Below are 11,311 nucleotides of genomic sequence, written 5' to 3'. Positions count from 1 at the left end.
CACGCGTGACTGCCTGTGACCAATATTTCCGTGAGCACCGGCCGTCTCGCGTTGCTGGGCCGGGCGGGTGACGGGCGTAACGGATCTCCATCCTCCACCGAAGGAACGTGGCATCAGCGGATGCCGGCGTAGGAGGCAGTTGTGGGAGACACCGTCAAGTGCGGCAAGTGCGGCACGGTCAAGATTCCGAACGGCACGTGCGTGGGCTGCGGGAGCTGACCGCGTTGCCGTCCGGCACCTATGACAAGAGCCGCATCGACTGGGAACGGCTGCGGCAGCTCGCCCGGCGCGTCGCCCGCGAGACGAAAGCGGCCCGCGGCAAGCACTCCGTGACCGTGCAGGTGGCCAAGACCCGGGAAGTGCGGGGCGGATTCCTCAACCTCGCCAGGCGGACCGAGACCTACGAGGTGCCCGAGACCAGGACCGTCACCGACGACTACTGGGTGCTCGAACGCCGCTTCTGGAAGAAGGACGAGAAGGGCTCGGGCAGCATGGCGGACGAGACGACGAAGGCGTCGTACCTCTACTGCCTCGGCACCGACGGATCGTTGTTCGTGCGGATAGAGCAAGAGGAGGAGGTCCTGCCCAAGAACGGCAGGTTCTTCGTGCACCGGGACGAGCCCAGCGTCGAGCCGATGACCGACGCCGACGTGCTGCTGCTCGACTTCGAGCCGAAGCACGAGTCGTTCGGGGGCCGGACGTCGGTCGTCACCAACCGCGAGCCGGACAAGCGGCGTCCTCGAGGCGCGTCCAAGGGTGCGGGGATCACGGCGGCGCTGACGCGGCTGCTGGCCGGCAGGTCGTCGTGACCCAGTACGACGACTCGAACCTGGACCTGCCGAAGCGCAGATGACGGAGGACGCGATCCTTCGCCTCGACCACGAGGACCGGTACCAGGAAGGGGGCACGCACGGCCGCGGCACGAAGTTCTGGGGCGACCGCGAAGCCGGCCGCCGCAACCGCCACGCCAAGGGCGTCGGCCTGTCCAAAACCCTCAAGTCCCTCCTCTCCGACTGAGGAACGCCGACCTCCGCCCGCGTGCGCAGCGGAACCAGCAGGTCGACCGACTCCACTGGTGCCGGCCCCACCGCGAGAGCGGGGGCCGGCACCATGTCGCCGCCATGATCACCACGGCAAGTTGGTGATCATGAAATCTCTGCTGATCGCGGCCCTCGTCGCCGCGACCCCGTTACCGCCGCTGCAACCGGAACTGCTGCACGCGGCCATCTCCGACCTTCAGAACCCGGTCGCGACCTCCGCCCAGCTGCGGGTCGCGGGCGACGCGGGCCGCTGGTACGGCACGGCGGGCCTGGCCGACGGCAGGCGCGAGGTCAGGCCCGGCGACCGGTTCCGGATCGGCAGCGTCTCCAAGGTCTTCGTCGCGACCGTCGCGCTCCAACTCGTGCAGGAACGCAGGCTGAGCCTGGACACCAAGGTGCGGCACTACTTCCCGGACGTGCCGGAGACGCTGGACGCCGTCACCGTGGGCCAGCTCCTCAACCACACCAGCGGAATCCCGAACGAGGTCGGCTACCCGGACCTGAGCACGCCCGCGAAGGTGCTCGCGCACCGCTACGACAGCTGGACGGCCCAGCAGCTCCGCGACCTCATCCCCGAGACGCAGCCGAAGTTCACGCCGGGCACCAAGCAGGAGTACCGGGGCATCAACTACCTGCTCGCCACGATGATCGTCGAGAAGGTCACCGGCCGGGACCTGAGCGTCGAGGTGCGCGACCGCGTCACCCGACCGCTCGGCCTCGACAGGACCTATGTGCCGCAACGCAACGAGACCACGCTCCTCGGCGCGCACGTCCACGGCTACCTCGACGTCGACGGCCAGCGGGTCGACGTCAGCGACTTCAACACCTCGCGCGCCCACGGTGAGGGGGACATGGTCTCCACGACCAGCGACCTCACGCGGTTCATGAAGGCGCTCGTCGACGGCAAGCTCGTCCGGCAACCGTTGCTGGAGAAGATGTTCACGCTGCCGGACGTGTCCATGGTGGACGGTCGACCGGCGGCGTACGCGACGGGACTCCAGACGTTCACGGTCAACGGCGTCGAGGTCTGGGGCAAGACGGGGGAGTGGTACGGCTACAACGCGGGCATGTTCTCGACGCGAGACGGGCAGCGGCGCATCGCCTACTCGTTCACGCCCACGGTCCGTGACGCGAACCAGCAGCAGATGACGCTCCGGATCGCGAACGCCGTCACCGCAGGCGATCAGCCTTGATGCCGTACTGCGCCATCTTGCGGTAGATCGTCGCCCGCCCGATGCCGAGCTCGGCCGACGCGGCCGCGATCGTCGCGCCCGGCGCGGTCAGGCAGCGCACGATCTCGTCGCGCTCCAACGCCTGCAGGCGGCTCAGGCGGTGCCCGACTCCGGTGAACACCTCGGCGGGCAGGTGCTGCACGTCGATCACGTCCGAGCGGGCCGCGGCGGCGCGCACGACCTGGCGCAGCTGGCTGGTGTTCTCCGGCCACTCGTACGACAGCAACGCGCGCACCGCGGCCGAGGTGAACGTGACCTCGCGGCCTCGGTCGCGGTGCGCGAAGTAGTGGGCGAGCGGCAGGATGTCGTCAGGTCGGAACCGCAGCGCGGGGGCTTCCACCACCACGTCGACCAACGGCGCCAACGCCTCGGGCACGGCCTCGGTCGCGGTCAGCACGAAGCCGGTCAGCAGCGGTGCCAGCGAGGAGGCGGCCCACGCGGGGAGCGCGTCCACCCCGGACACGACCACGCACGTGTCGGCCTTGCCCAGCTCGGGGGTCCACAACCGCAGCCACGCGGACACGTCGTCGGGAGCGGGTGGGCGGGCGTTGAGCAGGCGTTCGCGGGGGCGGACGGACCGCCGGGCGTGCGTGGCCAGGGCGGTCTTGCCCGCTCCCGGCTCACCGACGACGGCGACCACGCGGCCGTCCTGCATGGCCTCGGCGGCCGCGCCGACGGCGGACGTCCAGGCGGCCGACAGCCGGGGTGGCTCGACGCGGTCGGAGTAGACGCGGAACACCTCGCCGCGCGGCGCCGGGCGGATCTTTCGGCCCGAGGCGCGGGCCAGCATCAACGCCGCCGTGGTGCCCGCCGCGGCCTGGGCCAGGGCGAGCAGCAGGTCGGACGACTGGTCGGACCAGGTCGTGAGGTTCACGCTGCCCGCGAGCGCGCCCGAGACGGGGTCGAGCACCGGCACGGCCGCGCACGTGTAGCCGCGCAGGCCCGTGCAGTAGTGCTCGTTCGCGCGGACCAGGGACGCCGTGCGGTCGGCCAGCGCGAGGCCCAGGCCATTCGTGCCGGCGTTGGCCTCGGCGAAGTAGAAACCAGGCGCGAGGTAGACGCGGTCGAGCGAGCGGACGATGGCCGGATCGGTGCAGAGCCGGGTGAGGACCAGGCCCTCGCTGTCGGTGATCATCAGGCTGATCGGCTCGTTGGACAGCGTGTCGTGCAGGCCGCGCAGCACCTCGTGGCCGCACTCGTAGAACAACGACGTGGTGTCGACGGTGCCGGTGAAGACCGGCCTGACCTCGTCCTCCGGCACGCCGTACCGCTCGCTGCGCAGCCACGAGGCCCGCAGGCGCTGGGGGATGGCGGCCAGCTGCCGGTCGTCCACGTCGACCTCCTCGTCGCACGTCCGGACCCCAGAGTACGACCCGAACGGACGCGTGCCGCAGTACCGGATGTCTCAAAGTGAGACACGCGCCGGGTCCCTGAGCTGCGCGGATCTTCCTACGGTCGGTCGCAACCACCACAGGAGGCGGCCATGTACTCGAAGGACGGCGAGAACTACTTCATCGTCGACGCCCACATCGCGCTCTGGGACGCCCGCCCGGAGAACCAGCGCAACATCCACGGCAAGCAGTTCATCGACTGCTTCTACGACTACCACCGCAACCTCTCGCCGGAGGAGGAGGTCTGGTCGTACGAGGAGTACCTGTACCAGGGCGGCGAACGCCTGATGCGCGACCTCTTCGACAACGGGTACGTGGACCACGCCATCTTCCAGCCGGCCCACCTGGGTGCCTTCTACCACAACGGTTTCGGTCAGACCGAGGAGGCGTGGGAGCTCACCTCCAAGCACCCGGACAAGCTCACCTACAACCACTGCTGGGACCCGCGCCGCGAGCAGCAGGGCCTGGACGACCTTCGCAGGGACGCCGAACGGTTCGGGCTCAAGGGCGTGAAGCTCTACACCGCCGAGTGGTACGGCGACTCGCGCGGCTGGCGCCTCGACGACCCGTGGAGCTACCGCTACCTGGAGACCGCGCAGGAGCTGGGCATCCGCAACATCCACATCCACAAGGGCCCGACGATCCGGCCGCTCGACCGCGACGCGTTCGACGTGGCGGACGTGGACCACGCGGCCACCGACTTCCCCGAGCTGAACTTCGTGATCGAGCACTGCGGCCTGCCCCGGCTGGAGGACTTCTGCTGGATCGCCACCCAGGAACCGAACGTGCACGCGGGCCTCGCGGTCGCGATGCCGTTCATCCACACCCGGCCGCGCTACTTCGCGCAGATCATCGGCGAGCTGCTGTACTGGCTGAACGAGGACCGGATCCAGTTCTCCAGCGACTACGCGCTGTGGACGCCGCGCTGGCTGGTCGAACGCTTCGTGGACTTCCAGATCCCGGCGGACATGACCGAGTACGCGCCGCTCACCGTGGCGCAGAAGAAGAAAATCCTCGGCCTGAACGCGGCGAGGATGTACGACATCCCGGTGCCCGAGGGTCTCGACGTCGCCCCGGTGCCGCAGGAGGCGGTGTCGGTCGCATGATCGAGAAGGCTGTCCTCGAGGCACTGGACGAGGTGATGGACCCCGAGCTGGACGAGCCGATCACCACGCTCGGGTTCGTCCGTTCGGTCGAGCTGGCCGACGGCGTGCTGACCGTCCACTTGCGACTCCCGACGGCGTTCTGCTCGCCGAACTTCGCGTACCTCATGGCATCCGACGCGAAGGACGCGCTGCGGGAACTGGCGGAGCACGTGGTCGTGGTGCTGGACGACCACCACGACTCGGACGTGATCAACCGCGGGATCGCCGCCGACGCCGGGTTCGTCGGCACGTACGGCGAGGAGGCGTCCCGCGACCTGGAGGAGCTGCGGCTCACGTTCCGGCGCAAGGCCCACGCGGCCGCGATGGAACGGGCCGTGCGCGACGTGCCACCGGACCGCCTGAGGTCGTTGACGCTCGGCGACCTCCCCGCCTCGAAGGCGACGGAGGCGTTGCGGCGCAGGCGTTCCGCGCTCGGCTTCTCGGCCGCACCGGACGCGCCGGTGCTCGTCGACGACCACGGCGTCCCGCTGCCACCGGGCCGGCTGCCGCTGCGCCTGCGGTTCGCCCGGTCGGTCGGCATCTCCATCGAGGGCAACGCGCACTTCTGCCGTGGCCTGCTCCGCACCCGCTACGCAATGGAGGAAACGGCATGAGGGCCGTCCAGGTCGCCGGCTACCACCGGCCGCTGGAGATGACGGAGGTCGCCGAGCCGCAGGTGACCGGGCCGTTCGACGTGGTCGTGCGGATCGGCGGTGCCGGCGTGTGCCGCACCGACCTGCACATCCTCGAAGGGCAGTGGGCGGAGAAGTCCGGCGTGACGCTGCCGTACACGATCGGCCACGAGAACGCGGGCTGGGTGCACGCGGTCGGCACGGCCGTCACGAACGTCGCGGAGGGCGACAAGGTGATCGTGCACCCGCTGATCACCTGCGGCCTGTGCCCGGCCTGCCGCAAGGGCGACGACGTGCACTGCGCCGCCTCGCAGTTCCCCGGGATCGACACCGCCGGCGGCTACGCCGAGTACCTCAAGACGTCGGCCCGCAGCGTCGTGAAGATCGACGACGCCCTGGAACCGTCCGACGTGGCCGCCCTCGCCGACGCGGGCCTCACGGCGTACCACGCGGCGGCCAAGGCGGCCCGCAGGCTGCGGCCGGGGGACCGGTGCGTGGTGATCGGCGCGGGCGGCCTCGGGCACATCGGCGTGCAGGTGCTCAAGGCGCTGACGGCGGCCGAGATCGTCGTGGTGGACCGCAACCCGGACGCGGTGAAGCTCGCCTCGGCCATCGGCGCGGACCACGGCGTCGTGGCCGACGGCTCCCACGTGGCGGCGGTCCTCGACCTCACCGGCGGCAACGGCGCCGAGACCGTGATCGACTTCGTGGGCGAGGGCGGCGCCACCAAGGACGGCGTGGCGATGCTGCGGCGGGCGGGCGACTACCACGTCGTCGGCTACGGCGAGAACATCGACGTGCCCACGATCGACATCATCTCCACCGAGATCAACCTCATCGGCAACCTCGTCGGGTCCTACACGGACCTGTGCGAGCTGATGGTGCTGGCGGCGCGGGGAAAGGTCGCGCTGCACACCCAGAAGTACCCGCTCGACCGGTTCCAGGACGCGATCGACGACCTCGACGCCGGGCGGGTGCGCGGCCGGGCGATCCTGACGCCGTGACCTCCTCGCTCCCGTGCCCGGGACGTACCTCGGGCACGGGAGCGCGGGACGCGGTTTCCCTCGGCGGTGAGTGGAAGAAGGACGGTCGTTCCCAGTCGGCGAGATCGAAACTTTCGGAAACGTGGGAACACGGCGAGAACTTTTGAATCCGCAACGGATGTTTCTGCGTGCCGACCGTCTTCGAGGCGCGTGTGGACGGTCGGGCAGCGGATGACGGTGAGTCCGGACAAAAATCAGACAGCACAACCGTGCCAACTGTGGCCGAGGCCACTGTGGAGTCGTCGCCCGCGGTGTCGCCGGTGGCGTAGCGCGTTGGGCCATCGGGGTGACAGTCGCGCGCGTTCCCGGAGCACTCCCCGCGGTGGTTGCCGGGTGAACTGTCGGCGTCGTGGCGGTGACCAGCGGAATTACCGCGTTCTTAGCGATGTGAAGGCGCTTCGCCGAGTTGATCTCGTCCTAGGAATGACTCGATGTCGATCACTGTCTGTGGTGGCTCTGACGTGCGAATTCGCGATTAAACCGGTGACGGAAAGCGACGATTGGTCGCGCTCCGCTCTCGTGTAGAAGATCGATCACGGGAGTGTCAAGTTGCCGCCAATAAGCACGGTGTTTCGGCGGCGTATCCACAGTTCAGTTAGCGAATCCCCAGCTCGACTCCCCATTCGCCCGCTCGGTCAACTAGGGACCCCCTAGTCGGGAACCAGGGCGATGGGGGGTGTTGCGAAGGTCAACGGAGTGAGTAGTCTGCTCTCGCCCCCTCAAGATCATCGCTGTTGGTCATGTTGATCATGCGATGCTATCTTTCCGTCGCCAATTCGGGTGGTCGTGGAGCGTTGTGAAGCTGAAGAACGTGCCTGAGACGAATTACAAGACAATTCGTTCCCGGCTCACTGGTGTCGTGGTGGTTCCCAGCGTCGTCCTTCTGGCCATGTGGGCGCTGTTCTCGTCCTACACGGTGTTCGAGGGGCTCTACCTCCAGCTGGTGGCCTCCGGTGCGCGAGACGCCTCGATCCCCGCGGTGCAGTCGTTCGCTTCGCTGCAGAAGGAACGCGAGCTCAGCATGACGAGCCTGAGCCGCCCCGGCGCGAACGCGTCGGCGTTGCTCAAGCAGCAGCAGGACACCGACAAGGACGTCGAGAAGATGAAGTCGGCGTTCGCGGAGCTCGCCTCCCAGGCGCCGCAGGAGATCGTCGACGGCATCAACAAGCTCAACGGCCTGCTCGACCAGCTGCCCGAGCAGCGCGAGCGCCTCGAGTCCGGTGCGACGTCCAAGGACGAGACCTACCGCTACTACAACAGCGTTCTCGACGCCGGTGGGTCGCTGTTCGGCACGCAGGCTCGCATCGTGCCCGATGCCGAGACCGTGCAGGGCGCGCTCGGCGCGTTGCAGTACTTTCAGGCTTCCGACGCCATGTCGCGGTCCAGCTCCGTCGCCGCCGGCGCGCTCGCCGCGGGCAAGTTCACGCCCGAGGAGCACCGCGAGTTCGTCCAGCTCGTCGGCGCGTACCACTTCACGCTCAACGTCATCGAGCCCACCTCGCTGCCGAACGTGCGCGAGCACTTCAAGACCGTCACCGGCAGCGCGCCGTACCAGCAGCTCGTGACGCTGGAGAACCGCCTGCTGCAGAACGCGGAACGGCCGATCGGCCAGCAGGTCGCGCTGACGGACTGGGAGAACGCCAGCCGCGCGGTGTCGACCGAGCTGACCACGATGGTGCAGGAGCAGTCGACCGGCGCCGTGAACATCGCCATGGCGAACGGCAAGGACAAGTTCACGACCGTCCTCATCGGCTCGCTCATCGCCCTGATCGCGGTCATCGTCGGCATCTTCGTCGCGGTCCGCGTCTCCAACCGCCTCGTCAACAAGGCGTTGATCGTCCGCCTCACCAGCCTGAAGAGCGACTCGCTGAAGCTCGCCCACGAGCGGCTGCCGAGCATCGTCGAACGGCTGCGCGACGGCAAGCACGTCGACGTCGCCGCCGAGGTCCCCGCGCTCGACTACGGCAACGACGAGATCGGGCAGGTGGCCGACGCGTTCAACGCCGCGCAGTACACCGCGGTCGCCGCGGCCGTGAAGGAGTCGCAGACCCGTGAAGGCGTGAACCGGGTCTTCCTCGACATCGCGCGCCGCAACCAGGGTCTCGTGCACCGCCAGCTGAAGATCCTCGACAAGCTGGAGCGCGAGGAGGAGAACCCCGACCACCTCGACGCGTTCTTCCAGCTCGACCACCTCGCGACGCGCGCCCGCCGCAACGCCGAGAACCTGATCATCCTCACCGGCGAGCAGCCGGGCCGGCAGTGGCGCAAGCCCGTGCGCATGCTCGACGTCGTGCGCGCCGCCGTCGCCGAGACCGAGCAGTACGCCCGCGTCAAGGTGAACCCGGTGCCCGAGGTCGCGCTGGTCGGCGCCGCCGTCGCGGACACCATCCACCTGATCGCCGAGCTCGTCGACAACGCCACGTCGTTCTCGTCGCCGCGCTCGCAGGTCGAGATCCACAGCAGCGAGGTGCCGCAGGGTCTCGTCATCGAGATCGAGGACCACGGCCTCGGCATCAAGTCCGAGGACCGCGAGCAGCACAACAAGATGCTGGAGGCGCCGCCGGACTTCGAGGCGATGCGCCTGCGCGGCGAGTCCCGTCTCGGCCTGTTCGTCGTCGCCCGGCTGGCCGCGCGCCGGCACATCCACGTCGAGCTGCGCGACTGCCCGTCCGGCGGCACGATCGCGCTGGTGCTGATCCCGTCCGAGCTGATCGTCGGCGAGGCGGGCGCGATCGACCCCGCGGACTCCGTGCCGATGCCGAAGCCGACGTTCCGCCAGCAGACCATGCAGCAGGCCGCGCGGTCGCCGGAGGCCCTCGAGGCCGCCGTGCCGATCCAGGGCGACCTGTCGCGCCCCGGCGAACGCCCCACCGAGACCTTCCGCCTGGACGAGTTCTGGGCCGGCAGGGCAGTGGGAAACGACCGGAGTCCGGCCCTGGACCTCGAAAGGGACCTGGACAGCAGCAGCGGGCAGCTCGAGCTGCCCCGGGAAGACCGCCTGGCAGGAGTGTGGCCGACCGCCGACCCGGCGGAGGGTGAGACGGCGACGCGCTCGGCGGACGACCGGCCGGAGCTGCCGCGCCGCAGGCGTCAGCAGCACCTCGTGCCGCAGCTCGCCAACGACGAAGTCCGGCCGATGCCGGAACTCGCGGAGTTCAACCCCGAGGAACGGGCGGAACGAACCCGCGACGGCATGTCCGCCTTCCAGCGGGGCACCCGAGACGCCCGCCAGGCCGACGACGTCGTGGAACCGTGAATCACAGAACTGAAAGGGCTATTTCCGTGGACGACCTGACCGGCGGGCACCCCGAGCTCAACTGGCTGCTGGAAGACCTCGTCGCGAGAGTGGTCGGTGCCCGGCACGCGGTGGTGCTCTCCGCGGACGGCCTGCTGCTCGCCCACTCTCCCGAGCTCTCCAAGGACGACTCCGACCACCTCTCCGCGATGGCGTCGGCGTTCCAGAGCCTTGCTCGCGGTACCGGACGGCACTTCGGAGGTGGACAGGTCCGCCAGACCATCGTGGAGATGGAACGCGCGCACCTGTTCGTCACCGCGGCGGGACAGGGCGCCTGTCTCGCGGTGGTGGGCGACGAGGACGCCGACATGGGCATGATCGCGTACGAGATGAACATGCTCGTGAAGCGCGTGGGCGCGTACCTCTCCTCCGCGCCGCGCACACTCGCGTCGCCGCGGATGCCCAACCCCCTCGGGTTGTCATGAGCAACTCCTCCGACTGGTGGTACGACGAGGCGGCGGGCCCCATGGTCCGCCCGTACGCGATGGTGAGCGGCCGCACCAGGCCCAAGCCCGCCGGTGAGGACCTCACGCTCACGACCCAGGTGCGCGCCCTGCGCACCACGACCGACCAGGGCACCCTGTCGGTCGAGCACCTGGAGATCATCAAGCTCTGCCGGAAACCGCTTTCCGTCGCAGAGGTCGCCGCCTACCTGCACGCACCCCTCGTCGTGGTGAAGGTGTTGCTGAGCGACCTGATCCAGCGCGGCGACGTGATCACCAGCGGCCCGGCCACGAGAGTGACTCCGGTCGACATGAACCTACTGCAGAAGGTGCTCGATGGTGTCCGTGCAATCTGATTCCGCGCAGGGCAGGGAAGAGCTCACCGTCCCCACCTCCGTCAAGATCGTCGTGGCAGGCGGTTTCGGCGTCGGCAAGACAACGATGGTCGGCGCGGTCAGCGAGATCACCCCGCTGCGCACCGAGGAGCTCCTCACCGAGGCCGGCGAGGAGATCGACGACCTCTACGGCGTCGAGGGCAAGACCACCACCACGGTCGCCCTGGACTTCGGCCGCATCACGATCAACCCCGAACTGGTGCTGTACCTCTTCGGCACTCCCGGCCAGGACCGCTTCTGGTTCCTCTGGGACGAGCTCGCCATCGGCTCGATCGGCGCCGTCGTGCTCGTCGACACCCGCCGCCTGGACGCCGGTTTCGGGGCGATCGACTTCTTCGAGCGCCGCGGGATCCCGTTCGTGGTGGCGGTGAACTGCTTCGAGGGCAGCCACTCCTACACCGCGGAGGAGATGCGGGTGGCGCTGGACGTCGCCGACACCGTGCCGCTGGTGCTGTGCGACGCGCGCGACCGCGAGTCGTGCAAGTCGGTGCTGGTCCGCGTGATCGAGCACGCGATGAACCGGCTCGACGTGATGGCCTGATGTGACGGCCTGATCCTGTCGGACCCCCTGAGTACGTTGAGACGCAGGGGGTCCCGACTTTGAACTGCTGTCCGAAAGTTGGACTGGGGTGTGAAGGTTAGGTAGTGAGGGCGCGGGCTCGGTAGTCGGCTGGACTGAGGTTGCCGAGCGTGGT

The 11,311-nt window shown here is 68.9% G+C and carries 11 protein-coding genes; 10 read left to right on the top strand and 1 reads right to left on the bottom strand.

Translation table 11 applies throughout. The annotated features are described in order from the left end of the window. The first annotated feature begins 197 nt into the window (after positions 1 to 197). From ACFWNN_RS45425 to ACFWNN_RS45415, 3 genes are all read left to right on the top strand, one after another. Positions 198 to 809 carry a hypothetical protein gene (locus ACFWNN_RS45425; RefSeq protein WP_382446188.1) on the top strand — a complete coding sequence of 204 codons (612 nt, stop codon included), beginning with the start codon at positions 198 to 200 and terminating at the stop codon, positions 807 to 809. Between the two features lie 40 nt (positions 810 to 849). Beyond that, entirely contained in the window at positions 850 to 1,017 is a 168-nt protein-coding gene (locus tag ACFWNN_RS45420) for a hypothetical protein (RefSeq protein ID WP_382446187.1), read from the top strand. A gap of 130 nt (positions 1,018 to 1,147) precedes the next feature. Further along, positions 1,148 to 2,233: a serine hydrolase domain-containing protein gene (locus tag ACFWNN_RS45415; protein WP_382446186.1), complete on the top strand. Its 1,086-nt coding sequence runs from the start codon at positions 1,148 to 1,150 to the stop codon at positions 2,231 to 2,233. On the opposite strand, the gene ACFWNN_RS45410 is transcribed toward ACFWNN_RS45415, so the two are convergent. Further along, positions 2,211 to 3,605 (bottom strand): helix-turn-helix domain-containing protein, encoded by a 1,395-nt coding sequence (locus ACFWNN_RS45410; RefSeq protein WP_382446185.1) that lies wholly within the window; start codon positions 3,603 to 3,605, stop codon positions 2,211 to 2,213. The two genes, ACFWNN_RS45415 and ACFWNN_RS45410, sit on opposite strands and share 23 nt — an antisense overlap. Positions 3,606 to 3,755: 150 nt before the next feature. Here ACFWNN_RS45410 and ACFWNN_RS45405 point away from each other — a divergent pair, with 150 nt between their 5' ends. The 7 genes from ACFWNN_RS45405 (at position 3,756) to ACFWNN_RS45375 (ending at position 11,157) form a co-directional block, all read left to right on the top strand. After that, positions 3,756 to 4,769, top strand: coding sequence for an amidohydrolase family protein (locus ACFWNN_RS45405; protein WP_382446184.1), 1,014 nt, complete (start codon positions 3,756 to 3,758; stop codon positions 4,767 to 4,769). Continuing rightward, positions 4,766 to 5,422 carry an iron-sulfur cluster assembly protein gene (locus ACFWNN_RS45400; RefSeq protein WP_382446183.1) on the top strand — a complete coding sequence of 219 codons (657 nt, stop codon included), beginning with the start codon at positions 4,766 to 4,768 and terminating at the stop codon, positions 5,420 to 5,422. Before ACFWNN_RS45405 ends, ACFWNN_RS45400 begins: the two co-directional genes overlap by 4 nt. Next, positions 5,419 to 6,444, top strand: coding sequence for an NAD(P)-dependent alcohol dehydrogenase (locus ACFWNN_RS45395; protein WP_382446182.1), 1,026 nt, complete (start codon positions 5,419 to 5,421; stop codon positions 6,442 to 6,444). The genes ACFWNN_RS45400 and ACFWNN_RS45395 overlap by 4 nt, the downstream gene beginning before the upstream one ends. 898 nt (positions 6,445 to 7,342) lie before the next feature. Next, the gene (locus ACFWNN_RS45390; protein WP_382446181.1) at positions 7,343 to 9,739 is read left to right on the top strand and encodes a nitrate- and nitrite sensing domain-containing protein; all 2,397 of its coding nucleotides are present in this window, start codon (positions 7,343 to 7,345) and stop codon (positions 9,737 to 9,739) included. A gap of 26 nt (positions 9,740 to 9,765) precedes the next feature. After that, entirely contained in the window at positions 9,766 to 10,203 is a 438-nt protein-coding gene (locus ACFWNN_RS45385; RefSeq protein ID WP_030475700.1) for a roadblock/LC7 domain-containing protein, read from the top strand. Beyond that, positions 10,200 to 10,577 carry a DUF742 domain-containing protein gene (locus ACFWNN_RS45380; protein WP_285644378.1) on the top strand — a complete coding sequence of 126 codons (378 nt, stop codon included), beginning with the start codon at positions 10,200 to 10,202 and terminating at the stop codon, positions 10,575 to 10,577. Before ACFWNN_RS45385 ends, ACFWNN_RS45380 begins: the two co-directional genes overlap by 4 nt. Next, positions 10,558 to 11,157 carry an ATP/GTP-binding protein gene (locus tag ACFWNN_RS45375; protein ID WP_382446180.1) on the top strand — a complete coding sequence of 200 codons (600 nt, stop codon included), beginning with the start codon at positions 10,558 to 10,560 and terminating at the stop codon, positions 11,155 to 11,157. The genes ACFWNN_RS45380 and ACFWNN_RS45375 overlap by 20 nt, the downstream gene beginning before the upstream one ends. The last annotated feature ends 154 nt before the right edge of the window (positions 11,158 to 11,311 follow it).

It is taken from the genome of Lentzea sp. NPDC058450 (assembly GCF_042721395.1).
Classification (GTDB): Bacteria; Actinomycetota; Actinomycetes; order Mycobacteriales; family Pseudonocardiaceae; genus Lentzea.
Note: the sequence above shows the minus strand (reverse complement) of the source record. Positions and strands in the feature narration are given on the sequence as shown.